Genomic DNA, 23,704 nt, shown 5'->3' with positions numbered 1-23,704 from the left:
AACGCCGAAGAACCTGATGCACACTTGTGCGGTTGATCTTCCCGATGCAAGCTCTCGGTTGTTGCCGACAATAGAGCCCTACTGGCCTTCCCGATCTTTCAATGAGTATTGCGCGGTCCGCCTCTTTCCCACAGCTCGCACGCGAGACGCGTGAGCGTTTCGTCCTGGCGACAGAGGGCGTCATCGTTCCCTTGGCGCAGGCCATCCGGGACCGCCTGACGAGGCAGGCTTCGGAGATCGGCAACGCGCGCGCCATGCAGGAAAGCCGCGACGACTTCGTGGCATTCCAGGGGCAGGCCACGCAATGGGTGTCGCTCGCCCAGACCGGTTGGCGCAAGGCGGTGAATACCTCTGGCGCGGCGGCCGGAACATCGTCCACCGGCGGGCTGCGGCTCGAGCTGATCGGCGACGATGTGATGGAAAGCAACATTCTTTCCTCGCGCCTCGCGCAGGCGATCCAGGACAAGGCCAGTTTCGAACTCAGCGACCTGCGGCTGCGCATCCAGCACCTCGAGGGCACCAGCGAACTGGACGCCCACGACGTGCTCAGGCCCGAAACGCTGGCCAAGCTGCTGGTGGACCAATGGCTGGCGGCCGGCTTGAGCCGATCGCTCTGGGCCCGCGTGCAGGACACCGTGCAGCAGCAACTGGTCGGCGTGGTCGTCAAGGCTTATGAAGACGCCAACGCGTTCCTGGTCTCCAAGGGCGTGATGCCGGAGATCGATCTCAAGAGTTTTGTGCGCCGCACGGGCGCTTCCGGCAGCGGACCGGCGACGGTGCCGGGGTCGCCGTATGCCGGCGGCACTGCTGCCCAGGGCCCGGGCTCCGCACAGCGGCAGGGCTCCGATACGTCGCAGCAAACGCGGGCTTTTGCGCCGTCGGCGCCGCTCGCAACGACGGGCGGCTCGCCGTTGATGCTCGCTCGCCAACGCGCGCAGACGGCGTTGCTGAGCCTCAAGCGCTTTGTCGCCGCTCGCATCGGCGCAGCAGACATGTCGTCCACCATGTCTTCACCGCAATCGATGACCGGGATGGACGGCCGCGCGCCGAGTGCCGGGGCCGGGGGCGGTGGCGGTGGCGGTGGCGGTGGCGGCACCTCGCGGGCTTTTTCCAACACCTTTGCGGGCGTGATCGCCGATGCCGAAGCCGCCTACAGGATGGCCGCCACGCAGTACATGCAGGCCTCCGGGGAGGAGGCCACCATCATCCAGCAGGCCTCGGTCGACCTGCGGCGGCGCAGCGCGGAAATCAAGAAGCGGGCGCCCACCACCGCCGACAAGGCCACGGTCGAGATCGTGGCGCTCATGTTCCAGGCCATCCTCGCGGAAGAGCGCATTCCTTTTTCGGCGCGCGTCTGGTTTGCGCGCCTGCAGATGCCCGTGCTGCGCGTGGCCATTGCAGAACCCGAGTTCTTCGGCACGCTGCAGCATCCGGCGCGCATGCTGATCGACCGCATGGGCTCCTGCGTGATGGGCTTCGACGCCGCGGCCATCTCGGGCAGCGCGCTCGAAGGCGAAATCCGCCGCGTGGTGCAGGTGATCGAGCAGTATCCGGAAACCGGGCAACGCGTTTTCAAGCTGGTGTTCGATGAGTTCGTCGCCTTCCTCGGCCGCTATCTCACGCAAAGCGACGCCACCCAGCGCGTCATGAGCGTGGCGCAGCAGGTCGAGCAAAAAGAAACGATGGCCATCCAGTACACCATCGAGTTGCGCAAGATGCTCAACGACATGCCGGTGCGCGACGAGATCCGCGAGTTTCTCTTCAAGATCTGGGCCGAGGTGCTGGCCATTGCCGCACTGCGCTACGGCGCCCAGGGCGAGCAGACCGTCATGCTCAAGCGCGTGGCCTCCGAGCTGGTGTGGGCCGCAAGCGCCAAGCCCAACCGCGCCGACCGCGCGCGCGTGATCCAGGACCTGCCCCAGCTGCTCCAGCGCTTGCGTCTGGGCATGAACCTGCTGGGCATCATCGACGAGCCGCAGGAAGCCCACATCAAGACCATCGGCGCGACCTTGTCCGATGCCTTCCTGTCCAAGACCGAGGCCATTCCCCCGGCCAAGATCGAAGCCATGGCCGAGCGCCTGGCACACCTGGAAGATTTCGTGAGCGACGACGGCGGCGCCTCCAACCTGCCCCTCGACGCGAACAGCATCGAACTGCTGCTGGGCGTGGATGCGGCCTCGATCGAGGTCGTGGCCGATGCCCCCGGCGGCGTTGCGGCCGAAGACATGCTGGAGTGGGCCCATGAACTGCAGGTGGGCAACTGGTTCATGCTCGACCACAACGACCGCGTGAGCCAGGTGCAGTTCGTCTGGCGCAGCGACCGCAAGCAACTCCACCTGTTTGCCTCGGCCGACGGCCGCAGCTTTCTCATCCAGGTCGGCCGGCTGGCCAACTACCTGCAAGCCGGCCTCCTGGTGCCGGCCGAGGAAGAAACGCTCACCGTGCGCGCCACGCGCGAGGCGCTTGCCAAGCTGGACGCGAATCCCGAGCGCCTCCTGAACTAGCAGCCGGCTCGGGCGCTAGTGCGCGACGCGCCCTTCGCGGCTCTCGCAGAGCTCGTCGAGCACCAGCGCATCGGGCTCGATGCCCGTGCTCCAGTGCACCATCAGCACGATGATCTTGAGCTCGTCGAGTGCCACGGGGTCACCCGGCGCCGCCATGGCCCGCTCGATGACGATCTCGCGCAAACCGCAAGACAGCACATTCGACGATTCGAGAAAACGGATGAAGCCGAGGCAGTCGGCGCCCAGATGTTCCTGCTCGGCCTGGGAATAGACCCGCATGGCGTTGTCCGACTGGGGCAGGGCCGCTTCGGGGGCGCTCCGCAGCGTGACCGTGGCGACGGCATCGTCGTCGGCGCTTCGCTCGAACTGCATGCCTTGCGTCGCCAGGCTCAGGCCGTCGAGCCAGTTGAGCGCATCGCGGATTTCTTCTGCCTCGAAACCGTGTGCGCTGAGCTTGCGGCCCAGTTGTTCGGGTTCGGGGCAGGCATCGCCGCGCCAATAGTTTTCGTAGACAAAAACAAGCACTTCGAACATGAGCCCAATATAGCCGAAGCTTGTTGCTAGCTCCCGGGCTTCATGTCACTTCTTCGCCCCTTTTTGGGGGGAGGAAAATACTAGGCCGCTGCCGTTCTCTGGAAGAGCCCGCCGGGCAGGCGTGCCACGTGGCCGTCGAGCTCGAGTTCGAGCATCCTGGCCTGCAGAGCGGCCGCGCTCCAGCCGGTGCGCGCACTCAGCGCATCGAGATTCACGGGATCGAAGCCGAGGGCCTCGAGCAGCGGATCCTCGGCCTGCGAAGAGGACGGGTTGTCGGCGGCGCCCGCATCCCCGAAAAGCCCCCCGTTCGCGCCGGCTGCGCGCAGGTCGGGCAATTCTTCGAGGATGTCGTTCACCGACTCGACCAGCTTTGCGCCCTGGCGGATCAGGGCGTGGCAGCCTCGCGATTGCGGCGAATGGATCGAACCCGGAATGGCGAACACTTCCTTGCCCTGTTCCGAGGTAAGACGGGCGGTGATCAGCGAGCCCGATTGCAGCGCGGCCTCAACCACGAGCGTGCCGCGCGCCAGGCCGGCAATGAGGCGGTTGCGCTTCGGAAAGTTCTGCGTGAGCGGGGGCGTGCCGAGCGGCAGCTCGCTCACGATCAATCCCTGCAGCGTGATGCGGTGCGCCAGGTCGCGGTGCCGGGCCGGATAGACGCGGTCGAGCCCGGTTCCCACGATGGCCACCGTGGCAAGCCGCGGTGCATCGCCGGCCGCATCGAGCGCGCCCTGGTGCGCGGCGCCGTCGACGCCGAGCGCCAGTCCCGACACCACCGGCAAGCCGGCTTCGCCCAGCGCCCGTGCAAAGGCGCGGGCATTGGCGGCGCCCTGCGGCGTGGGGTTGCGGCTGCCCACCACCGCAATGCTGTTTGCGAGCTGGGTCAGGTCGAAATCCGCCGCGCCGAGCACGTAGAGCATCAACGGCGGGTCGACCATTTCGAGCAACGACGCGGGGTAGCCCGCATCGCCCAGCGTCACGATGCGGCGCTTGGTGCCGTCACCCTGGCCGGATTGCAGCCACTGCCAGGTCAGGTCGAGCTGGGCCTGGAGACCGCCGGGTTGCTGCTGCAAGGCGTCGGCCTGCGCCAGCGACACGACCTGCCGCAGCGCGGCGCCGGTTTGCGCAAACACGCCCTCGGGCAGGCCGAAGGCGGCCAGCAGCCGGCGTGCGGCACCGTCGCCGATACCCGGCGTCAGTGAAAGCCGTAGCCAGCCTGCGAGTTCTGCGCGTTCCAAACGAAAGCTGAAAGGAAGCGGAAAGCGTCAGGGATTGACGAGGAAGTCGCCGGCGCGCGGGGTGTCGGTGATTTCGAGCACCAGCGCGTACGAGACCTTTTCGAAGGGCCGGAACACCATCAGCAGGCCGATGCGTTCGTTCGGAAGCTTGATCGTTTCCTTGCGCTCGCCGGTCCGGTCGAGAATGGTTTCGCCGTTCTTCAGAATGGCCAGCACGTGGCCGCTGTCGATGCCGTCGCGGGTGCCCTTGTTGATGGCCACCACCTGGTTCTGGGCCGCGAACTGCACCGCATTGCCGTAAACGGAAATGATGCGGCCTTCGACTTGCGTGGAAGGCGCGCGCGGCACGTAGCTCAGCAGCTGGCGCGGCGGTTCCGGCAGCAGGCGGTCGCCGGCGCGGATTTCCTCGCGCGCCGCGATGATGTCGATGCTGGCCGGCACCACGGTGATGACGTCCTTGTCCTTCTCGGTCTCGACTGTTGTCGATTCGCCACGCTTGAGCTGGGCCTTGCCCAGATATTGCGCCTCGTAGCCGAGGATTTCGCCCGTTCCCGGGTCCTTGAGCGGCGTGGCGCTGCGGAACACGCGGAAGTTCTTCAGCGGGCCCGGCGCTTCGAGCAACGGCGTATCGGCATTGCCGCGCGCATAGGCACGGTCGCCGCGCGACAGCAGAACCCGGCTGTCGTTGCCGGCGACGATGCGCGGCGCGCCTTGCAGCGTGTCGGCATCCACCACGATCGGCTCGCTGAGGAAGGGCTCGATGATGCTCGGGTTGAGTGTCGGCAGGGCCATGCCGGCCAGCGAATCGAAGCGCGTGCGCGGCGACAGCTTGATGGTGCCGCCGTCCCCGCTGCCGCCCGCGCCGCGGCGCGTGGTCAGCCGTGCACGACCGCCCGTCTTGTCCAGATAAAGAACCTGGCCCGGGTAGATGCGGTGCGGATTCGCGATCTCATTGATGTTCATGCCCCACAACTCCGGCCAGCGCCAGGGACGCAGCAGGTAGAGGCGCGAAATGGCCCACAGCGTATCGCCGGGCTTGACGGTGTATTCGTCCGGCGCACTGGGCGACAGTTCGCTCAGCGGAACGCCGGTCTGGGCGGTTTGCTGCGCGGTGGCGCGTTGCTGCGGCGTGACGGGATAGTTCTGCGCCCACGCGGTCGTGCCGCTGCTGATCACCGCAAGGGTTGCCAACGTGGCGAAAAGATGCGGGCGCTGGCGGACAGTGATTCGGAGCTGCTTTTTCATGTCTGGATGGGTGAGCGCATCAAAGTATCGGTGCGCATACGAATCTCACAATTTGCTACGAATTCTGCGCCCGAAGCCCTTTAAAGGGCAACGTTTTCAGGCGATCCGAGCTCATCGCGTCGCGGAATTGGCGAAAATAGCCACAACTTTCCCCCTGTTTCATGGCCAAACGAATCATTCTGAGTTACCCGGACAAGCGTCTGCACACGGTCGCCAAGCCGGTCCAGGGCGTCGATGCGCGCATCAAGGCCCTGGTTGCCGACATGCTGGAGACCATGTACGACGCCAGCGGCATCGGGCTGGCCGCCACTCAGGTCGACGTGCACGAGCGCCTGGTCGTCATCGACGTTTCCGAGGAGCGCAACGAGCCGCTGGTGCTTATCAACCCCGAAATTATCTGGGCCAGCGACGAAAAGGTGCTGAACGAAGAGGGTTGCCTCTCGGTGCCGGGTATCTACGACGGCGTCATGCGCTCCACGTCGGTCAAGGTCCAGGCGCTGGACGAGAACGGCGAACTGCGCACCATCGAGGCCGACGGCCTGCTGGCGGTGTGCATCCAGCACGAGCTCGACCATCTGCTGGGCAAGGTGTTCGTCGAATACCTGTCGCCGCTCAAACGCAACCGCATCAAGAGCAAGCTGCTCAAGCAGCAGCGGGAAGACGCCAAGGAAGGCCGGGCTTGAGAATGCGCCTCCATTGGCCGAGCACTTTCGTTGTTGCCGCCGGGCTGTTGCTGGCCGGCTGCGCCAGCGAACCCACGCGCATCGCGCCGGGCACCACGGCCGCTGAAACCCTGCAGCGCCTGGGCGCACCCACGGGCCGCTATCCGCTCACCGGCGGGGGCGAGCGCCTCCAGTATTCGCGCATGCCTGCGGGTTACGAGGTCACCGACATCGACGTCGATGCCTCGGGCAAGGTCGTCTCCGTGACGCAGGTGCTCAGCGAGGCGCGCTTCGGCCACGACATCAAGGTCGACCAATGGCGCCAGAACGACGTGCTCGCCTTTTACGGCCGGCCTTATGAAACCAGCCGCGTCAGTTCGTTCGACGGCGTGGTCTGGACCTGGCGCTACAAGGCCGTGAACGAGCGCCGCATGCTCTATATCTACATCGACCCCACCGGCGTGGTTCGCCGTTATCACACGGGGGATGACCTCGAACTCGATCGGGTCCGGGATTGACCCCGCTCAAGGTCGTTTTCGCGGGCACGCCCGAGTTCGCGCGCGTCGCGCTCGAAGCCATTGCCGCCGCGGGCCATGAAATCGTGAGGGTGCTGAGCCAGCCCGACCGGCCCGCCGGCCGCGGCATGAAGCTGCAGGCATCTCCCGTCAAGCAATGCGCCGTTGCCAACAACTGGCCGGTGGCGCAGCCGCGCAGCCTGCGGCTCGACGGCAAATACCCGGAAGACGCTTCAGCCGCGCGAGAGACCCTTCTGGCGGCCAAGCCCGATGTGATGGTGGTCGCGGCCTACGGGCTCATCCTGCCGCAATGGGTGCTCGATTTGCCCGTGCATGGCTGCCTCAACATCCACGCCAGCCTGCTGCCGCGCTGGCGCGGCGCGGCACCGATCCACCGCGCCATCGAGGCCGGGGATGCACAGACCGGCATCACCATCATGCAGATGGACGCCGGCTTGGACACGGGCGACATGCTGCTGCGCGAAGCAGTCGATATCGGCGATGACAACACCGCCCGCCTGCACGACCGGCTGGCTGAACTCGGCGGCCGCATGATCGTCGAGGCGCTGGCCCATATCGGCAACTTGGCGCGCACCCCGCAGCCGACCGAAGGCGTGACCTACGCCAACAAGGTCGAAAAGCACGAAGCCCAGATCGACTGGAACCAGCCTGCCGACGCCATCGTGCGACGCGTTCGGGCCTTCGACCCCTTTCCGGGCGCCAACAGCCCGCTCAACGGCGAGACCATCAAGCTCTGGACGGCGTACGCCGTGCCCGCGGAGCAATCGGCCGCGCCCGGCACCATCCTCGCCGTGACCGACACCGGCATTGCGGTGGCCGCGGCCGGCTCGACCGTAGTGATCACCGAACTCCAGCGCCCCGGCGGCAAGCGCCTGGCCGTGGCCGATTTCCTGCGCGGCTTCGAGCTGAAGCCCGGGCAGGCGTTCGGCTGATGTTCCTCTCTGCAGCCATCCGCCGCCGCCCCGAATTCCGTACGGGCATCCGCGACATGTCCTCGGCCGCGCTGGGCATCGGTGCCTGGGGGCTGATGACCGGCGTTGCCATGGTCAAGTCGAACATGAGCGTGCTGGAGTCTGTGGCCATGACGCTGCTGGTCTATGCCGGCAGTTCGCAACTCGCGGCCATTCCGCTGCTGTTCGCGGGCGCGCCGGCCTGGGTGATCCTGGCCACGGGCTTTTGCGTCAACCTGCGCTTCGTGGTCTTCAGCCTGCACCTGCGGCCGTACCTCATGCACATGCCGCGCTGGCGCCGCATGACCCATGGTTATCTCACGGCCGACCTCAGCTACGCGCTTTTCACCCGGCGCTACGCGTCGCCGCCGGTTGGCCTCGATGAGCAGAAGGCCCAGGAGGCCTACCTCACCGGCAACTACTTCGTGACCTGGTGCTCCTGGATGGGCATGAGCCTGTTGGGCATCGCGCTGGCCAACTTCATTCCGCAGAACTGGGGCCTCGGTTTTGCCGGCGTGCTGAGCCTGGTGGCCATCGTCTGCTCGATGGCGACGACGCCGCTGCGCCTGCTGGCCGCGCTGATCGCCAGCGTTACCGCCGTGGCCGCTTATGCCTTGCCGCTCAAGCTCAACATCGTGGTGGCCATCGGTGCGGCGGTGCTGCTGTGCTTCTGGCTCGAGAAGCAGCTCGGGCTCGACCCGGATGCGGAAGACAACAAATGAGCGGCACCACCGATTTCTGGACGCTCGCGATCATCGTCGGACTGGCGGGGGTCACCGTGCTCACGCGGTGCTTCTTCTTCATTCTCGACCGCCCCTGGGGCTTGCCCGACTGGGCGCACCGCGCGCTGCACTACGCGCCGGCCGCGGCATTGGCAGGCGTGATCGCGCCCGAAATCGTGATGACCCAAGGCCACCTGATCACCACGCTGCACGACGCCCGCCTGTATGCGGCGGTGGTCGGTGCCGCTTATTACTACTGGCGGCGCGGCGTGCTCGGCACGATGCTGGCGGGCATGGCGGTGTACCTGCCCTTGCACCTCGGGCTGGGCTGGTAGCGGGCGGCCCCTCTTTTCAGTCCAGCTTCACGCCGGCGGCCTGGATGATCTTGCCCCAGCGCTCGCTCTCGGCCCGCGACAGTTTGTAGAACTCCTGCGGCGTGCCCGGCAGCGGCTCGAAGCCGAACTCCGAGAACAGCTTCACCACCTTGGGTGCCTTCATCGCCTTCTGGAGCTCGCTGTTGATGCGCGCGACCGCCTCGGGCGGCATGCCGGCCGGGCCGATCAGGCCGTGAAAGGCATAGGCGTTCACGTCGCTGAACCCGGCTTCGACGAAGGTCGGCACTTCGGGCAATGCGCCCGCACGCTGCGGCAGCGCAATCGCGAGCACCCGCACCTTGCCCGCCTTGATGATCGGCAGGCCCGAAGCCAGGTCGAGCATCATCGTCGGCACCTGGCCGCCCATCACGTCGGTCATCGCGGGCGCGGCGCCCTTGTACGGCACGTGCGTGATGCTGATTCCGGCCTTCTGCTTGAAGAGTTCCATCGCCATGTGGTGCGGCGAGCCGTTGCCGGGCGAGGCGTAGCTCACCTTCTCGGGGTTGGCCTTCACGTATCGCACGAACTCGGCCACATTCTTCACCGGAAAGTCCGGGTGCACCACCAGCGCCACCGGAAAGCGGCCAATGGTGCCGATGTAGGTGAAGTCGCTCGCGGGCTTGTAGGGCAGCTTGGCGAACATGTGCTCGTTGAAGAGAAGCGCCGCGTTCTCGGCCTGCATGATCGTGTAGCCGTCGGGCTTGGCCTGCATCAGCACCGACACGCCGATGTTGGTGGATGCACCGGGCCGGTTGTCGATGATGAGCGGTTGCCCGAGCGAAGGCTGCATGGCCTCGGCCAGCGAGCGCGCGAGGTTGTCGGTGCCTCCGCCGGCCACGTAGGGCACGATCCATTTGACGGGTTGGCTCGGGTAACCCGCCTGTTGAGCGGATGCAAAAGGCGCGGCGGCCAGCGCGAGGGTTGCGGCCAGCAGGGGAAGAAATCGTTTCATCGTTCGTGTCTCCGTTGCTTGTTTTGAAAAATCGGTAGCGGGTCAGTCCCCGCGAAGCGTCTGCCAGAGCTCGCGGTCGCGCTCCGCCGTCCACACCACGGGGTGTTCGATGCCGCGCAGCTCGTCATAGGCGCGCGACACGTCGAAAGGCAGCACGTGCTGAAACACGGGCCATGCGCCGAAGCGCGGCGTCATCGCCGCTTCTGCGCGCGCGAAGCAGTCCCTGAGTGTTTCGCCTGCAGCAATGCCGGCGCTCACGCTGTCGAGCAAGGTCCCGAGAAAGGCCTGGGTGAGTCCGATGGCCTCGGCGCAGGCGGCTTCGTCCGGCAGCACGGCGCCGCGGCCCGGCACCAGCACGCGGGGCTTCAGTGCGCGCACCGCGTCGAGCGTGCCGGTCCAGTCGCCGATGTAGGCGTCGCCCGCGTACACGCCGCAGTGGTTCTCCACCACGTCGCCGGAGAACAGCACGCCGCAGTCGGGCAGCCACGCAACCGTGTCGCCACTCGAATGGCCGCGGCCCAGTGCCATCAGGCGAAGTTCACGGCCCAGGCCGGGACGCGGACCGAGCCACAGGCTCATCTCGCGCTCGAAGCTCATCGTCGGAAAGGTCAGGCCCGGAATCTCTTCCACGCCCGCGAAGAGGCGCGGAAAGCGGCCGACCTCCGAATCGAAATCGGCCTGTCCGCGCGTGCGGATCCAGTCGAGCGTGCCGTTGCTGGCGATGATGGCCTCGACCTCGTCGAAGGCGCTTGCGCCCATCACGCGCACCGCGTGATAGTGCGTGAGCACGATGGTCTTGATGGGCTTGTCGGTCACTGTGCGAATGGCGGCGAGAAAGTAGCGGGCCATGCGCGGCGTGGGCCGCGTGTCGATCAGCACCACCTGCTCGTCGCCGACGACGAAACCGCAGTTCGGATCGAAGTCGCTGATGTAGCCGTACACGCCGGGCGCAAGTTCGCGCAGCTGCGGTTTTTGTTCGCGGGTGTCGGAGGCAGAGGCGAAGGAGACGTTGGCGTTCATGGGGCTTGAAGGGTCGTGAGGTCTTCGGCGGCTGCGCGGACGCAGTCGAGCAGCACGGCCTGGTCGCCGCACTGGTTGGCCAGCAATAGCACGAGGCGGGCATTGAGGTCGGCGCTCTGCGCGTCGCTCAAGCCTTCGTGGGCTGCGAGCAAGGCGGCGTAGAAGCCATCGGGGTCGGGGATGCGGGGCTCGGTGATCATGGGGTGGTGTTCCGGGCAAGCGCTGTGCGCAGTGCGGCAACGATGACTGCGGGCGTGGCGCGGGGCAGCGTCGCGGCGTGATAGGCATCGGGACGCACGAGCACGAAGCTGCCTGTGTCACGCAGGCCAAGGTGGTTCGTGAGCCGGTCGTCGGCCTGCAGCGTCGGCAGGCCGCTGTTGCCGCCGATGGCCAGCAGGCGCAGCGGCAGCAATGCGGTCGCCTCCGTTGCTGCATCGGCTTCGGCGCGCGTCGGCGCCAGCCACAGCCCGATGCACTGCGTGCCCTCGGCCAGCAGCTGCATCAGCGTCGTGTCGCTTCCGTCGGCCCAGCGCAGCGGCAAGTTCTGTACGCTGCGCCCACCTTCGGGCAATTGCGGCGCGGGTGGATAGTCGTTCGCAACCGACATGCGGCCCGTGTTCACCAGCGCCCGTGCAAACGGGTAGCGCGCCGCCAGCGACACCACGGCGCGCCGCAGCGCGTGCTCGGCCGGTGAACGCGGTGCGAGGAAGCGCGCCGAGCGGCTCGTCACCCGCAGGTTCTCTTGCGCGGCGGGCTGGCGTTCAGCGTCGTAGCTGTCGAGCAGCGAATCGTCCGCCCGGCCTTGGGCAACGAGCGCGAGCTTCCAGCCGAGATTCGCCGCATCCTGGATGCCGCTGTTGCCGCCGCGCGCCCCGAACGGGCTCACCACATGCGCTGCATCGCCGATGAAGAACACGTTGCCGTGGCGAAAGCTGTCGAGCAGGTGGTCGCGGTAGCCGTACGGGCCGATCCACACGAACTCGAACTCCACGCCCGGCCCGAGCTGTTCGCGCAGCCGCGCGCCTGCCACTTCGGGCTTGCTGATGTAAGCCGTGTCGCAGTCCTCGGGCATCTGGTAGTCGATGCGCCACACGCCGTCGGCCATCAGGTGCTGCCACACGCCGCGGCCTTCGTTGAAGGGGGCGTCGACCCAGGTCCAGCGCTCGGTGGGCAGCGGCTTCTTGAAGCGCACGTCGCTGATGCACCAGCGGTCGGTGCTGCGCGACGAATGCGCATCGATGCCGAGCTGCGCGCGGATCGGGCTGTTGGCGCCGGTCGCGTCGATCAGCCGATCGGCCTCGATCGTGTATCGCCCCGCGGGTGTCTCGACCTCGATGCGCACGCCGTCACCCAGCTGCTCGACCTCGGCCACGCGATTCTTCCAGCGCACATCGGTCAGCCCCAGTTCCAGGATGCGCTCGACCAGGAACCACTCGACATAGAACTGCTGCAGGTTGATGAACGGCGGCTGCCTGGAGACGCTGTTCGCCTGCAGGTTGAAGTTGTAGACCTCCTGCTCGCCCGAGAAGGTGCGCCCGAAAGACCAGGTGATGCCCTTGGCCGCCATGCGCTCGTAGATGCCCAGGCGCTCGAAGATCTCCAGGCTCTTTTGCGCATAGCAAATGCCGCGCGACGAAGCGCCGCGTACGCCGACCGTGTCGTCCTCGTCGAGCAGCACGGCATGCACGCCGCGCTGTGCAAGGTCGCAGGCCAGCGTGAGGCCGGAAGGGCCTGCGCCGACGATCACGATCGGGTGGCGAACGATCTTCGTGCCGCCCAGTTCAGGCGGCGGTGTGAAAGGCCAGCTCGGCAGCTCGTAGGCCGGCGCAAATGCGAAGGTTTCCATGTCCGGTCTACGGTCTACAGCGCGTGGGCAAATTCGGCAATTGCATCCGCTGCCTTCGGAACCAGCCCGGGCTGCCCTGCGAGATAGTGGTTGCCCCCGACGATGTCGACATTGCGGATGCGCGATCCACCGGCGGCCATCCACGCATCGCGCGTGCTCGGGAAGGTCGACTGGTCGCCCGTGTAGGTCAGCAGCAGCTTGGGCACCGCGGTGCGTGCCAGGTTGGCCGGTCCGTCGGCCTGCGAGCGCGACGACCATTGCGAAAGGAACGCCGTGAGCGAGGTGGTGCGCCCCATCGCATTGGCCGAGTAGTTCACCTGCCGCGCATCGCCCCACACGCTCCCTGGCAACCGGTCGTTCGCATCGAGCGAAAGGTCCACGCAGCGCGGATCGGCATGGGTACGGTAGGCGACGAAGGTCTGGTCGCGCGGCGCACCTGGTGTGCTGCGCAGCAGCGCGAGCCGGTCGACGCACCACTGCTCGATGCGGTCCAGCCGCGCTTTCTGCGCCGCGCTGAAGCGCTCGAGAAATTCGGGTTCGTAGGGCACGCGGTGGCGTGGGTCGTACATGTCGAGCTCGGGGTCTACCGAAAGCGGGTCGTGCTCGTCGGTCACGGACGGATCGATCCAGTCGCGCATCAGGCGCGTGCGGCCCAGGTGCGCCGCGCACAGCGCGATGCCGTCCACAGGCGGCAGATCGCTCGGGTGCAGATGCGTCGGGTCGCCGTCGGGCAGGTGCGTGGCCGTGAGCTTCTCGGCTTGCGCCTGGTAGAAGCTGGCGAGCGCAGCGCCGCCCGAGTTGCCGACGAGAAACACCTTCTCGTAGCCGGCCGCGCGCAGGTACTGCACGCCGGCGCCCAGGTCTTGAATGGCGCGCTCCATCAGCAGCACCGTGTCGTTGCCCACGTAGCGCGAGTTCAGGCCCATGCAGCAGATGCCGCGCTCGGCCAGCGGGCCGATGAGGTAGTGGCCCATGAAGTTGCTGGTCGGGTGCATCACGATGGCCGCGATCTTCTTCAGACCCTGCGGCGCGCGAAAAGCGCCGTAGATGCGCGGGCGCAGCATCTGCAGGCCCGACTGGCTTTCCATTGCCGCACCAGGCTTCACGTCGATGACGGCGAGTTGCAGCTCAGACATTCGCCATGCCTTTCGCTGCGCGCAGCTCGGCCTTGCGCACGGTCCAGGCATCGAGATCCGCACGGGCGCGCAGCGCATGCGCTTCCATCTCGGCCTGCGGCACAGTGGGCGTGGTCAGCTCCACGCGAATGCCGTTGGGGTCGAAGAAGTAGATCGACTCGATGATGTGGTGGTCGGTCACGCCCAGCACTTCGACGCCCGCGGCTTCGAGCCGCGCCTTGGCGGCGAGCAGGTCGTCCACCGAATCGACCCGCAGCGCGATGTGGTTCACCCACGAGGGCGTATTCGGCGAAGGCAGTGCGGCGATGTCGTCGCCCAGGTCGAAGAAGGCGATGTACGAGCCGTCGCGCATCTGGAAAAAGATGTGCACATAAGGGCAGTACTCGCCCGTGCTCGGCACATGGTCGCTCTTGATCACATGCGCGAGCGGCAGGCCCAGCAGGTCTTCATAGAAGCGGCGGGTCTCCTCGCTGTCGCGGCAGCGCCAGGCGAAGTGGTGCAGCCCGCGCACGGGTGGTGGGGTCGAGGGTGCCGTGTGGGCAATCGTCGGCATGGCTTTGTCTCCGGTGAGCCGTGATTGGGCGATGCCGCGTCTTATGATGCAATCGAAATTAATTCATCGATTGATGAAATAGTCATATGAATCTGACCCTGCGCCAGTTGCGCGCCTTTGCTGCCGTGTCCGGGACCGGCAGCTTCACCGCCGCGGCCCAACAGCTGCACCTCACGCAGTCGGCGCTCAGCGTGCTGGTGCGCGAACTCGAGCGCGAAATGGGCGTGCAGCTGCTTGACCGCCACACGCGGCGCGTGCAGCTTTCCGAAGCGGGCCGCGAGTTCCTGCCCTCCGTGCACCGATTGCTCGGCGACCTGACGCGAGCGGTGGCCGGCGTGACGGATTTACGTGACAAGAAGAAAGGGCTGTTGCGGCTTGCAGCGCCGCAACTCATGGCCTGCACGCTGATGCCGCGCGTGATTGCGCTCTATCGCGAGGCGTACCCGGATGTCGACGTGCGCCTTGCAGACACCCTGCCCGAACACCTGCTCGCCGGCGTGATGGCGGGCGACGTGGAGCTCGCCGTGGGGCAAGACGTGGCCGTGGACGGCGCCGTCGAGCGGCGGGCGCTGCTGCGCGACCGGCACTGGCTGATCTGCCCGCCCGGCCATGCCTTTGCCAGGCGCCGCAAGGTGCGCTGGCATGAGCTCGATCCATACACCTTCATCGCGCCCACGCGCGACTTCCGCCAGCGCGTGCTGCCTGAACTGGCCCCGTCGGACCGCGACTACATGCTGCGCCCGGGTACACAGGAGGTGTCGTACATGACCACCGCGCTCGGCATGGTGGCTTCGGGGCTGGGCCTCACCGTGTGCCCGACCTATTCCGCGCCGCTGGTGCGCGCCTATGGCCTGCAGATGGTGCGGCTCGAGTCCCCCGATTTTCACCGCGAGGTGTGCGTCTACAGCGCCGCGCGCCGTACTCTGTCGCCCGCCGCCGTGAGCTTTGTCGAGATTCTCGAACGCTTCGCCACGGCGCAGCCAAAGGGCTGATGAAAAGCATCGGAAAGCCGCAAGAGGCGCGTAGAGCGCCCGCGGGGCGAAACCTACAATGCAAGGCGACTTGTCTTCCACTACACACAGACCCATGAACGTCATTCGATTCACCGACCTCTGCGCGCAGGGCAAGGCCGCCGGCCAGCGCGTCTTCATCCGTGCCGACCTCAACGTGCCGCAGGACGACGCAGGCAACATCACCGAAGACACGCGCATCCGCGCCTCGGTGCCCTGCATCCAGCTGGCGCTCGATTCCGGCGCCGCCGTCATGGTCACCTCGCACCTGGGCCGCCCCACCGAGGGCGAGTTCAAGCCCGAAGACTCGCTGGCCCCCGTGGCCAAGCGCCTGGGCGAGTTGCTGGGCCGCGACGTTCCGGTGGTGGCCAACTGGGTCGACGGCGTCGACGTGAAGCCCGGCCAGCTCGTGCTGCTCGAGAACTGCCGCGTCAATAAGGGCGAGAAGAAGAACGACGAAGCGCTGGCCCGCAAGCTGGCCGCGCTCACCGACATCTACGTGAACGACGCCTTCGGCACTGCCCACCGCGCCGAAGCCACCACCTACGGCATCGCGCAGTTCGCCAAGATCGCCGCGGCCGGCCCGCTGCTCGCAGCCGAGCTGGACGCCATCTCCAAGGCGCTGGCCCTGCCCAAGCGGCCGCTGGTGGCCATCGTGGCGGGCTCCAAGGTGAGCACCAAGCTCACCATCCTCAAGAGCCTGTCGGCCAACGTCGACCAGCTGATCGTCGGCGGCGGCATTGCCAACACCTTCATGCTCGCGGCTGGTCTCAAGATCGGCAAGTCGCTGGCCGAACCCGACCTGATCGACCAGGCCAAGGCGGTGATCGAATCCATGCGCGCACGCGGTGCCGACGTGCCGATTCCGGTGGACGTGGTCACCGCCAAGACTTTTGCGGCCGACGCGCCCGCCACGGTGAAAGATGCGAACGACGTGGCCGACGACGACCTGATTCTCGACATCGGCCCCAAGACGGCGGCCCAGCTCGCCGCGCAGCTGCGCGAAGCCGGCACCATCGTCTGGAACGGCCCGGTGGGCGTGTTCGAGTTCGATGCCTTCGCGGGCGGCACCAAGGCCATTGCGCAGGCCATTGCCGAAAGCAGCGCCTTCTCGATTGCCGGCGGCGGCGACACGCTCGCGGCCATTGCCAAGTACGGCATCGAAAAGCAGGTCGGCTACATCTCGACCGGCGGCGGCGCCTTCCTCGAGGTGCTCGAGGGCAAGACGCTCCCTGCGTTCGAAATTCTTGCCAAGCGTGCCGCAGGCTGATTTTTCGCGCCCGCGCCGCGGTGCCCGCTTCCTGTAGTCACACAAAGTGTATACAGTAGCGGATACAAAAATGGAGACAAGCTCAATGATCACGGATCGCCTTCCCCGCCACGCCACCAAGATCGTCGCCACGCTCGGCCCGGCGTCCAATACGCCCGAGCTGCTGGAGCAGATGATCCTGAACAAGGTCAGCGTGGTGCGGCTCAATTTCAGCCACGGCACGGCGCAGGACCACATCGATCGCGCCGCCATGGTGCGAGAGGCCGCCCGCAAGATCGGCCGCGAGGTGGCGATCATGGCCGACCTGCAGGGCCCCAAGATCCGCGTCGGCAAGTTCGCGCAGGGCAAGGTCTGGCTCGAGCCGGGCGCCAAGTTCGTGCTCGACGCCTCGCGCACCGAGCCCGGCGACGCCGATGCCGTCGGCCTCGACTACAAGGACCTGCCGCGCGACGTGCGCCCCGGAGACAAGCTGCTGCTGAACGACGGCCTCATCGTGCTCACGGTCGACGGGGTGCGCGGCGAAGCGGTGCACACCACCGTGAAGCTGGGCGGCGAGCTCTCCAACAACAAGGGCATCAACAAGCAGGGCGGCGGCCTCACGGCGCCGGCGCTCACGGCCAAGGATATGGAAGACATCAAGACCGCGATGAGCTTCCAGGCCGACTACGTGGCGGTGAGCTTTCCCAAGAACGCCACCGACATGGAAATGGCGCGCCAGCTGTGCAATGTGGCCGCGGCCGAATACGGCCACAAGCCCGGGCTCATCGCCAAGATCGAGCGCGCCGAAGCCATTCCCAAGCTGGAAGAAATCCTGCGCGCAAGCGACGGCATCATGGTGGCGCGCGGCGACCTGGCCGTTGAAGTCGGCAACGCCGCCGTGCCCGCGCTGCAGAAAAAGATGATCCGCATGGCGCGCGACATGGACAAGGTGGTGATCACCGCGACCCAGATGATGGAGTCGATGATCACCAACCCCGTGCCCACCCGCGCCGAGGTGAGCGACGTGGCCAACGCCGTGCTCGACGGCACCGACGCCGTGATGCTCTCGGCCGAAACCGCCTCGGGCCGCTACCCGCTCGAAACCGTGCAGGAGATGAGCCGCATCTGCGAAGCCGCCGAAGCGGCCGAAGACAAGACGCTCGACGCCGACTTCAGCGGCAAGAACTACAGCCGCATCGACCAGTCGATTGCCATGGGTGCGCTGTTCACCGCCCACCACGTGGGGGCCAAGGCCATCGTGGCGCTGACCGAGTCGGGTTCCACGCCGCTGTGGATGAGCCGCCACCGCGCGCACATTCCGATGTATGCGCTGACCTCGCGCCTTGCCACGCAGCGCAAGATGGCGCTCTACCGCAACGTGCGCCCGCTGCTGATGGATTCGGAGAGCGACCGCGACACAGCGCTCGAGCAGGCCGAAGCCCACCTGAAGAAGCGCGGCATCGTGCAGACCGGCGACGTCTACGCCATTACCTGCGGCGAGCCGATGGGTGCCCCCGGCGGCACCAACATGCTCAAGATCTGCCGCGCAAGCTGATCGATCGGGTATCGACGATGTCTCGACCGCCGGAAGGGCGGGGGACATCAAATGGGGAATTGCTACATCCAAGGCGATGCTGCCGGCCTTGCTGACGGCGCTGTCCGTTGCAGGGTGCGGCGTTCCGCCGGGTGTGTCGAATTTCAATCCTTCCAACGCATAGACGTCGATAAGTTCACGATCAACGGGAAAAGGCGCGTTGGTTTTGAACCGACCCCAAGAAATCCTGCGTAACACTGGCGGATGTGATCGGGGCATCCGGAAGGGGCAGGACATCAATGAAGCAATTGCACGCATTCAAAGCGGTGCTGCTGGCCTTGGCGACGGCGGTGTCCGTTGCAGGGTGCGGCGTTCTGCCGGGGGGATCGAATTTCAACTCCTCCACGGCAGCGTCATGCGCGGTTCAGAGCGCCGAAGCTCGGCCGCCGAAACACCCCATCGTCGAACTGGCCTGGTGCATCGCGCGGACGGATGATCTTTCCGATCCAAACCGCCTGCTTCATGAGACGCTGGAGATCAAGAACGACCGGGACTACAGCGAGTCCAGAAACGTCCCTTGGCGAATCTCGGCGGGGGCGGGGAATGCAGAAGAGCTTCGACATTTGCCAGCGGGGGTCGGCAACTTTTACTACACGCGTGCGGATGACGACAGACCAAGAATTGGGGGGAAAAGGTACTTCAGCTTTGCCATCGACATCAGGAAATCATGCGTGACACTGGCGGATGTGATCGCCACCTTCGGCGATGGCTTCACCGTCTCGCCACACCGTCCCGTAGCGCCTGCTGTGGCGCTGCCAGGGGTGGTGCCATCGCCTCCCTTTCAAACAGGAAAGCTCCAGGGCATCTTCTATGTCACTCCGCGCTTTTTCAAGGGGCATAGCGACGGTCAGGTCGAGTTTGATTTCAGCTACTACGAATGCGTGGGACACATTACCGTGCAACGCGACCTTGAATCATTGAAAGATCCGAGAGTGGAGCGCAAGAAATGAGCACGTTTGCCACAGCCCTCACAGCGGAATGGTTGGCTGACGAAAAGAACAAATTCAAGGCGTACAGCATTTCGCCCGAAGCGCTGGCGATGATCAACAGGTCGGAAACGCTCAAGGCCGACATGCGCGCTTATGCATCCAGCGACTACACCGCCGATGGAAGGGTCAACCCCAAAGCCGGGGCGGGCGAGTACAGCACCCCAACTGGGAAAATCAAGGGCTACCTCCACCTCGCCTCCGACCGCTTCACCACCCCCGAAGGCACAGTCAGCATCCTGGCCCACGAACTCGGGCACTTCCGCGTCGAAGAACCCAATGCCGCCATCGCGACCGTGCGCGCCAACGCCCTGACGGGAAAAGACAAGGCCGCTTACGAGAGCGCCTGCCACCTGACCGAAGGCTACGCCCACTACAACGAAGTCAAAGTGCGCGAAGAAATCCTGGAAACCAATCGCTTGGCCGCTGAGCTCGAGCAACGGCCCCTTACGGAACAGGAAGTTCAACTGGAATCCCGCTGGCGCGGTGAAGGGGTGCACGGCAGCCGCGGCGAAGGCCAGGACCATCTGATCGCCCAACGCATTGCCGATGCCGCACGGGAAGAATCCGGCCACATGACGGCCACTCAGGTCATGGAGGCGGCCGCCTTTGCGCTGGCTCAGAACAACAGGGGCAACATCACATCGAACACCAAGCAAACCTACGGCCAATTCTGTGAAGTCGAGGCGAGCCGCATGCTGCCTGGCGCCGCGCCTGCAGGAGCAATAGGCGAAGCGCAACGCACGCCGCAGACGCCATCCAAGGAGCCCTCACCCACTGACGACCTGTCCGCATTTCTGGACCGCATGCTGAGCGCCGATGACGCCACCTTCAGAAGAATGCAACAGACGTTGGCGGACCTGCCGCCGGGCCGAGAGGTGATTGCAGAGGGAATTGCGGAAGTGAATCGCCAGGAGCAATGGGTTGCGCAACAGCAGGCGCAAGCGCAGCAGCAGCCTGCAATGGATGCACCTGTGATGGTCATGCGCCATTGAACGCGTCCATGCGCGGAACAGGCGAGGCAAATAAAAGTGAACGATCAAACCATGCTGGCCTTGGCCAGCAAGATGAGCGCACTGGTCGAAAAGTTCGAGCGCCGATGCGAGCAATCCGGCTCGGAACTGCAGAGGCTTTCCCAACAGGTGCCGGCCGTGGTGCGCCAAGCCGCCAACGAACAGCTGGGCCGGCTGCCAGAGGTGGTGCTTGCAGATGTTCGCGGCGGCATCGAGCGGCCGGTTTCCGACTATGAACGGCGCCTGCGCGAAGCAGGCGAACAAATCCATCAGTCTTCTCTTGCCTTGAGCGCGCAGCTCCGACGTGCCGAGGCGTTGCACCGCCACCTGATCTGGAAGGTTGCAGGCATCACGCTGGGCAGTCTGATGTTGATGCTGGCGGGCAGTGTCTGGTTATCGAGTCACTACTACGACGAGATCGCAAAGAACCAAATCTCCGCCGCATTGCTCAAGGCCTACAACGAGGCCGACGTCACGCTGTGCGACGGACACTTGTGTGTCAGGGCGGACAAGTCTGCCAAGCCCTCCGGGGAGTATGTGCGCGTCAAACCACGATGACGGATCGAGGCAAATCGTCGAAACGATAGGTGGGCTGAGCGGGTGCCTGCATGACGGAGATCTGCCGCGCGAACTGAGGTTGTTCAGCCGTTCCTGAAAAGAAAGCTGTAGGCGTTCAGCGCGGGCACGCCGCCCAGGTGCGCATACAGCACCTTCGAGCCGGCCGGAAACTCGCCCAGGCGCACCTTCTCGATCATTCCGTGCATCGACTTGCCCTCGTAGACGGGGTCGGTCAGCATGCCTTCGAGGCGCGCGCAGAGGCGAATCGCTTCCAGCGTGCCTTCGTTGGGCAGCCCGTACTCGGGGCCGCCGAAGCGGCGGTCGAGCACCACGTCCTTGTCGGTGATGTCGCGGCCTAGTTCGACCAGTTCGGCCGTGCCCTTGGCAATGCGCACGATCTGCTCGAAGGTCTGCTGCGGCTTGGCCGAAGCGTCGATGCCGATCACACGGTCGGCGCGCCCATCGGCCGCAAAGCCCACCACCATGCCGGCCTGCGTGCTGCCTGTGACCGAGCAGGTCACGATGTAGTCGAACTTGAAACCCAGTTCGGCCTCCTGCTGCCGCACCTCCTCAGCGAACCCCACGAAACCCAGGCCGCCGCGCGGATGCTCCGAGCAGCCGGCCGGAATGGGAAAAGGCTTGCCGCCGCCCTTGCGCACGTCGTTCATCGCCTCTTCCCAGCTCTTGCGAATGCCGATGTCGAAGCCCGCGGCGTCGAGCCGTACGTCGGCGCCCATGATGCGTGACATCTCGATGTTGCCGACCCGGTCGTACACCGCATCGGAGTAGTTGACCCAGTTCTCCTGCACCAGCACGCACTTCAGACCCAGGTGCGCGGCCACGGCCGCCACCTGCCGGGTCTGGTTCGACTGGATGCCGCCGATCGACACCAGCGTGTCGTAGCCGCCCTCGAGCGCCTCGGGAATCAGGTACTCGAGCTTGCGCGTCTTGTTGCCGCCGAAGGCCAGGCCGCTGTTGCAGTCCTCGCGCTTGGCATAGAGCTCGACCTCGCCGCCCAGGTGGGCGCTGAGGCGCTTGAGCGGATGAATCGGCGTGGGGCCGAAGGTGAGTGCGTGGCGGGGAAATTTCTTCAGGTTCATCGATGCGCTCCAGCGGAAATAGAAATATGGAAAGGAGGAATGACATCGATCGTAGAAAGAAGCCGCCGAAACGTGGTTGCAAACTTTGGTGGAAATACGAGCTAAAAAAAGACAAGATCGCCGGATCGACGACTTAAAGTTTGCAAAGGAAAAGATGAGCACAATAAAATTGCGTGCCACGCCGGCGTCCGCACAAGCGGCCGATGCGGCGCAGGAACTCGACCGAACCGACCGCGCCATTCTTCGCGCCCTGCAGCGCGATGCGTCGGTGTCGAACGTGGCGCTGGCCGCCAAGGTCAATCTCAGCGCGCCTGCATGCTTGCGCCGCGTGGAGCGGCTCAAGGCCGCGGGGCTCATCAAGGGCATCGTGGCGCTGCTCGATGCCGATGCGCTCGAACTCGGCATGCTGGTGATGATCGGCGTGGTGCTCGACCGGTCGACGCCCGACTCGTTCGCCGACTTTGAAAAGGCCGCACAAAAGGTGTCCGGCTGCCTCGAATGCCACGTGGTCACGGGCGAGTTCGACTACTTCATGCTCGTGCGCACGCGCGACAACGACAGCTTCAATCGCCTGCACGCGGAGCAGCTGCTGTATTTGCCGGGTGTGCGGCAGATCCGGACTTTCGTGGTGCTCAAGCAGGTGCTGTCGACCACGCAATTCCCGATCTAGAGGCGCCCGCCACTGCCGGGCTCATTCGCTTGAGGTACCTGTCAGTGCCGTCCCACAAGGGGGCTCGATAGAATTGCGGCAGTTTTCTCTCGTCTTTCCGCCTTCTTCTTCCCCTATTTTCGCGAGGTATTTCTCATGGCACTCGTCTCGATGCGCGAACTGCTGGACCACGCAGCCGCCAACGGCTACGGCATTCCGGCCTTCAACGTCAACAACCTCGAACAGGTCCAGGCCGTGATGGAGGCCGCCAAGGAAACCGGCGCGCCCGTCATCCTGCAAGCCAGCGCGGGTGCCCGCAAGTACGCCGGCGAAGCCTTCATCAAGCATCTGATCCAGGCCGCGATCGAGCAGTACCCGAACATCCCGCTGGTGATGCACCAGGACCACGGCCAGAACCCCGACGTCTGCAAGGGCGCCATCGACCTGGGCTTCAGCTCGGTCATGATGGACGGCTCGCTCGAGGCCGACGGCAAGACCATTGCCAGCTACGACTACAACGTGGACGTCACCAAGAAGGTGTCGGACATGGCCCACCGCCTGGGCGTGACCGTCGAAGGCGAACTCGGCTGCCTGGGCTCGCTGGAGACCATGAAGGGCGACAAGGAAGACGGTCACGGCACCGACGACACCATGACGCGCGAACAGCTCCTCACCGACCCCGAGCAGGCCGCCGACTTCGTCAAGCGCACGCAGATCGACGCGCTGGCCATCGCCATCGGCACCAGCCACGGCGCCTACAAGTTCACGCGCGAGCCCACCGGCGACATCCTGGCGATCGATCGCATCAAGGAAATCCACCGCCGCATTCCCAACACCCACCTGGTGATGCATGGCTCGTCGAGCGTGCCGCAGGAGCTGCTGGCCATCATTCGCCAGTACGGCGGCAACATGAAGGAAACCTACGGCGTGCCCGTGAAGGAAATCCAGGAAGCCATCAAGCACGGCGTGCGCAAGATCAACATCGACACCGACATCCGCCTGGCCATGACCGGCGCGGTGCGCAAGTTCCTGGCCGAGAACCCCGAGAAGTTCGACGCCCGCGAATGGCTCAAGCCGGCGCGCGAAGCCGCCAAGCTGATCTGCAAGCAGCGCTACATCGAGTTCGGCTGCGAAGGCCAGGGCGCCAAGATCAAGGGCGACACGCTGCAGGTTGTCGCTGCCAAGTACGCCAAGGGCGAACTCGCGCAAGAAGTGGTCTGAAGAAGAAACTTTTTTCGCGTTTCGCAGGCCACCGTTCGCGGTGGCTTTTTTC

At 65.6% G+C, this 23,704-nt stretch carries 24 protein-coding genes; 14 read left to right on the top strand and 10 right to left on the bottom strand.

From position 1 onward, the window contains the following. Positions 1-101 precede the first annotated feature (101 nt). Positions 102-2,504 carry a DUF1631 family protein gene (locus ABIC94_RS01045; protein ID WP_354370704.1) on the top strand — a complete coding sequence of 801 codons (2,403 nt, stop codon included), beginning with the start codon at positions 102-104 and terminating at the stop codon, positions 2,502-2,504. Between the two features lie 15 nt (positions 2,505-2,519). Here the strand turns inward: ABIC94_RS01045 and ABIC94_RS01040 are convergent, their stop codons facing one another. The 3 genes from ABIC94_RS01040 to ABIC94_RS01030 form a co-directional block, all read right to left on the bottom strand. After that, on the bottom strand, positions 2,520-3,038 hold the full coding sequence (locus ABIC94_RS01040; protein WP_354370703.1) for a DUF494 family protein: 519 nt from the start codon (positions 3,036-3,038) through the stop codon (positions 2,520-2,522). 80 nt (positions 3,039-3,118) lie between these two features. Continuing rightward, positions 3,119-4,276 carry a DNA-processing protein DprA gene (gene dprA / locus ABIC94_RS01035; protein WP_354370702.1) on the bottom strand — a complete coding sequence of 386 codons (1,158 nt, stop codon included), beginning with the start codon at positions 4,274-4,276 and terminating at the stop codon, positions 3,119-3,121. Positions 4,277-4,303: 27 nt separating this feature from the next. Beyond that, positions 4,304-5,521 carry a LysM peptidoglycan-binding domain-containing protein gene (locus ABIC94_RS01030; protein WP_354370700.1) on the bottom strand — a complete coding sequence of 406 codons (1,218 nt, stop codon included), beginning with the start codon at positions 5,519-5,521 and terminating at the stop codon, positions 4,304-4,306. A 161-nt stretch (positions 5,522-5,682) separates the two neighbouring features. Between ABIC94_RS01030 and def the strand changes: the two genes are divergently transcribed. From def to ABIC94_RS01005, 5 genes are read left to right on the top strand one after another with little or no spacing between them, the layout of a single operon-like run. Further along, a complete protein-coding gene (gene def / locus ABIC94_RS01025; RefSeq protein WP_354370699.1) occupies positions 5,683-6,204 on the top strand; it encodes a peptide deformylase in 522 nt (173 codons plus the stop codon). 2 nt (positions 6,205-6,206) lie between these two features. Then, positions 6,207-6,701, top strand: a complete 495-nt coding sequence (locus ABIC94_RS01020) for a hypothetical protein (protein WP_354371399.1) — start codon at positions 6,207-6,209, stop codon at positions 6,699-6,701. Beyond that, the gene (gene fmt / locus ABIC94_RS01015; protein WP_354370697.1) at positions 6,698-7,651 is read left to right on the top strand and encodes a methionyl-tRNA formyltransferase; all 954 of its coding nucleotides are present in this window, start codon (positions 6,698-6,700) and stop codon (positions 7,649-7,651) included. Before ABIC94_RS01020 ends, fmt begins: the two co-directional genes overlap by 4 nt. After that, positions 7,651-8,391 (top strand): AzlC family ABC transporter permease, encoded by a 741-nt coding sequence (locus ABIC94_RS01010; protein ID WP_354370696.1) that lies wholly within the window; start codon positions 7,651-7,653, stop codon positions 8,389-8,391. Before fmt ends, ABIC94_RS01010 begins: the two co-directional genes overlap by 1 nt. Beyond that, entirely contained in the window at positions 8,388-8,726 is a 339-nt protein-coding gene (locus ABIC94_RS01005; RefSeq protein ID WP_354370694.1) for an AzlD domain-containing protein, read from the top strand. The genes ABIC94_RS01010 and ABIC94_RS01005 overlap by 4 nt, the downstream gene beginning before the upstream one ends. Before the next feature lie 16 nt (positions 8,727-8,742). Here ABIC94_RS01005 and ABIC94_RS01000 read toward each other — a convergent pair whose 3' ends face one another. The 6 genes from ABIC94_RS01000 to ABIC94_RS00975 are packed head-to-tail and all read right to left on the bottom strand — an operon-like array spanning position 8,743 to position 14,272. Next, positions 8,743-9,717: a Bug family tripartite tricarboxylate transporter substrate binding protein gene (locus tag ABIC94_RS01000; protein WP_354370693.1), complete on the bottom strand. Its 975-nt coding sequence runs from the start codon at positions 9,715-9,717 to the stop codon at positions 8,743-8,745. A gap of 42 nt (positions 9,718-9,759) precedes the next feature. Next, positions 9,760-10,737 carry an MBL fold metallo-hydrolase gene (locus tag ABIC94_RS00995; RefSeq protein ID WP_354370691.1) on the bottom strand — a complete coding sequence of 326 codons (978 nt, stop codon included), beginning with the start codon at positions 10,735-10,737 and terminating at the stop codon, positions 9,760-9,762. Continuing rightward, positions 10,734-10,937, bottom strand: a complete 204-nt coding sequence (locus tag ABIC94_RS00990) for a DUF2783 domain-containing protein (protein ID WP_354370690.1) — start codon at positions 10,935-10,937, stop codon at positions 10,734-10,736. The genes ABIC94_RS00995 and ABIC94_RS00990 overlap by 4 nt, the downstream gene beginning before the upstream one ends. Beyond that, on the bottom strand, positions 10,934-12,583 hold the full coding sequence (locus ABIC94_RS00985) for an FAD-dependent monooxygenase (RefSeq protein ID WP_354370689.1): 1,650 nt from the start codon (positions 12,581-12,583) through the stop codon (positions 10,934-10,936). Before ABIC94_RS00985 ends, ABIC94_RS00990 begins: the two co-directional genes overlap by 4 nt. A 14-nt stretch (positions 12,584-12,597) precedes the next feature. Beyond that, entirely contained in the window at positions 12,598-13,719 is a 1,122-nt protein-coding gene (locus tag ABIC94_RS00980) for an alpha/beta hydrolase family protein (RefSeq protein ID WP_354370688.1), read from the bottom strand. Next, positions 13,712-14,272 carry a VOC family protein gene (locus ABIC94_RS00975; protein WP_354370686.1) on the bottom strand — a complete coding sequence of 187 codons (561 nt, stop codon included), beginning with the start codon at positions 14,270-14,272 and terminating at the stop codon, positions 13,712-13,714. Before ABIC94_RS00975 ends, ABIC94_RS00980 begins: the two co-directional genes overlap by 8 nt. 86 nt (positions 14,273-14,358) lie before the next feature. Between ABIC94_RS00975 and ABIC94_RS00970 the strand changes: the two genes are divergently transcribed. The 6 genes from ABIC94_RS00970 to ABIC94_RS00945 all read left to right on the top strand — a co-directional run bounded on the left by ABIC94_RS00970 (position 14,359) and on the right by ABIC94_RS00945 (position 20,682). Then, positions 14,359-15,264: a LysR family transcriptional regulator gene (locus tag ABIC94_RS00970; RefSeq protein WP_354370685.1), complete on the top strand. Its 906-nt coding sequence runs from the start codon at positions 14,359-14,361 to the stop codon at positions 15,262-15,264. Positions 15,265-15,358: 94 nt separating this feature from the next. Continuing rightward, entirely contained in the window at positions 15,359-16,552 is a 1,194-nt protein-coding gene (locus ABIC94_RS00965) for a phosphoglycerate kinase (protein ID WP_354370684.1), read from the top strand. 85 nt (positions 16,553-16,637) lie between these two features. Beyond that, positions 16,638-18,086: a pyruvate kinase gene (gene pyk / locus ABIC94_RS00960; protein ID WP_354370682.1), complete on the top strand. Its 1,449-nt coding sequence runs from the start codon at positions 16,638-16,640 to the stop codon at positions 18,084-18,086. A 278-nt stretch (positions 18,087-18,364) separates the two neighbouring features. Further along, positions 18,365-19,075, top strand: coding sequence for a hypothetical protein (locus ABIC94_RS00955; protein ID WP_354370681.1), 711 nt, complete (start codon positions 18,365-18,367; stop codon positions 19,073-19,075). Further along, positions 19,072-20,106, top strand: a complete 1,035-nt coding sequence (locus ABIC94_RS00950) for a hypothetical protein (RefSeq protein ID WP_354370680.1) — start codon at positions 19,072-19,074, stop codon at positions 20,104-20,106. The genes ABIC94_RS00955 and ABIC94_RS00950 overlap by 4 nt, the downstream gene beginning before the upstream one ends. A 36-nt stretch (positions 20,107-20,142) precedes the next feature. Then, a complete protein-coding gene (locus ABIC94_RS00945; RefSeq protein WP_354370679.1) occupies positions 20,143-20,682 on the top strand; it encodes a hypothetical protein in 540 nt (179 codons plus the stop codon). A gap of 83 nt (positions 20,683-20,765) precedes the next feature. Here ABIC94_RS00945 and ABIC94_RS00940 read toward each other — a convergent pair whose 3' ends face one another. Continuing rightward, complete coding sequence (locus ABIC94_RS00940) at positions 20,766-21,782, bottom strand: 1-aminocyclopropane-1-carboxylate deaminase (protein ID WP_126748561.1); 1,017 nt, start codon at positions 21,780-21,782, stop codon at positions 20,766-20,768. 154 nt (positions 21,783-21,936) lie between these two features. Between ABIC94_RS00940 and ABIC94_RS00935 the strand changes: the two genes are divergently transcribed. Both ABIC94_RS00935 and fba read left to right on the top strand, forming a co-directional pair. Beyond that, a complete protein-coding gene (locus ABIC94_RS00935) occupies positions 21,937-22,452 on the top strand; it encodes an Lrp/AsnC family transcriptional regulator (RefSeq protein ID WP_354370677.1) in 516 nt (171 codons plus the stop codon). Positions 22,453-22,587: 135 nt separating this feature from the next. Further along, positions 22,588-23,652, top strand: a complete 1,065-nt coding sequence (fba, locus tag ABIC94_RS00930; protein WP_013544161.1) for a class II fructose-bisphosphate aldolase — start codon at positions 22,588-22,590, stop codon at positions 23,650-23,652. Positions 23,653-23,704 lie beyond the last annotated feature (52 nt).

It is taken from the genome of Variovorax paradoxus, assembly GCF_040544635.1.
Lineage (GTDB): Bacteria > Pseudomonadota > Gammaproteobacteria > Burkholderiales > Burkholderiaceae_C > Variovorax > Variovorax paradoxus_R.
Note: the sequence above shows the minus strand (reverse complement) of the source record. Positions and strands in the feature narration are given on the sequence as shown.

Coding starts and splice junctions, on each gene's coding strand:
- ABIC94_RS01045 (WP_354370704.1), top strand. CDS start 102: ATGAGTATTGCGCGGTCCGCCTCTTTCCCACAGCTCGCACGCGAGACG.
- ABIC94_RS01040 (WP_354370703.1), bottom strand. CDS start 3,038: ATGTTCGAAGTGCTTGTTTTTGTCTACGAAAACTATTGGCGCGGCGAT.
- ABIC94_RS01030 (WP_354370700.1), bottom strand. CDS start 5,521: ATGAAAAAGCAGCTCCGAATCACTGTCCGCCAGCGCCCGCATCTTTTC.
- def (WP_354370699.1), top strand. CDS start 5,683: ATGGCCAAACGAATCATTCTGAGTTACCCGGACAAGCGTCTGCACACG.
- ABIC94_RS01020 (WP_354371399.1), top strand. CDS start 6,207: ATGCGCCTCCATTGGCCGAGCACTTTCGTTGTTGCCGCCGGGCTGTTG.
- ABIC94_RS01010 (WP_354370696.1), top strand. CDS start 7,651: ATGTTCCTCTCTGCAGCCATCCGCCGCCGCCCCGAATTCCGTACGGGC.
- ABIC94_RS01005 (WP_354370694.1), top strand. CDS start 8,388: ATGAGCGGCACCACCGATTTCTGGACGCTCGCGATCATCGTCGGACTG.
- ABIC94_RS01000 (WP_354370693.1), bottom strand. CDS start 9,717: ATGAAACGATTTCTTCCCCTGCTGGCCGCAACCCTCGCGCTGGCCGCC.
- ABIC94_RS00995 (WP_354370691.1), bottom strand. CDS start 10,737: ATGAACGCCAACGTCTCCTTCGCCTCTGCCTCCGACACCCGCGAACAA.
- ABIC94_RS00990 (WP_354370690.1), bottom strand. CDS start 10,937: ATGATCACCGAGCCCCGCATCCCCGACCCCGATGGCTTCTACGCCGCC.
- ABIC94_RS00985 (WP_354370689.1), bottom strand. CDS start 12,583: ATGGAAACCTTCGCATTTGCGCCGGCCTACGAGCTGCCGAGCTGGCCT.
- ABIC94_RS00980 (WP_354370688.1), bottom strand. CDS start 13,719: ATGTCTGAGCTGCAACTCGCCGTCATCGACGTGAAGCCTGGTGCGGCA.
- ABIC94_RS00975 (WP_354370686.1), bottom strand. CDS start 14,272: ATGCCGACGATTGCCCACACGGCACCCTCGACCCCACCACCCGTGCGC.
- ABIC94_RS00970 (WP_354370685.1), top strand. CDS start 14,359: ATGAATCTGACCCTGCGCCAGTTGCGCGCCTTTGCTGCCGTGTCCGGG.
- ABIC94_RS00965 (WP_354370684.1), top strand. CDS start 15,359: ATGAACGTCATTCGATTCACCGACCTCTGCGCGCAGGGCAAGGCCGCC.
- pyk (WP_354370682.1), top strand. CDS start 16,638: ATGATCACGGATCGCCTTCCCCGCCACGCCACCAAGATCGTCGCCACG.
- ABIC94_RS00955 (WP_354370681.1), top strand. CDS start 18,365: ATGAAGCAATTGCACGCATTCAAAGCGGTGCTGCTGGCCTTGGCGACG.
- ABIC94_RS00950 (WP_354370680.1), top strand. CDS start 19,072: ATGAGCACGTTTGCCACAGCCCTCACAGCGGAATGGTTGGCTGACGAA.
- ABIC94_RS00940 (WP_126748561.1), bottom strand. CDS start 21,782: ATGAACCTGAAGAAATTTCCCCGCCACGCACTCACCTTCGGCCCCACG.
- ABIC94_RS00935 (WP_354370677.1), top strand. CDS start 21,937: ATGAGCACAATAAAATTGCGTGCCACGCCGGCGTCCGCACAAGCGGCC.
- fba (WP_013544161.1), top strand. CDS start 22,588: ATGGCACTCGTCTCGATGCGCGAACTGCTGGACCACGCAGCCGCCAAC.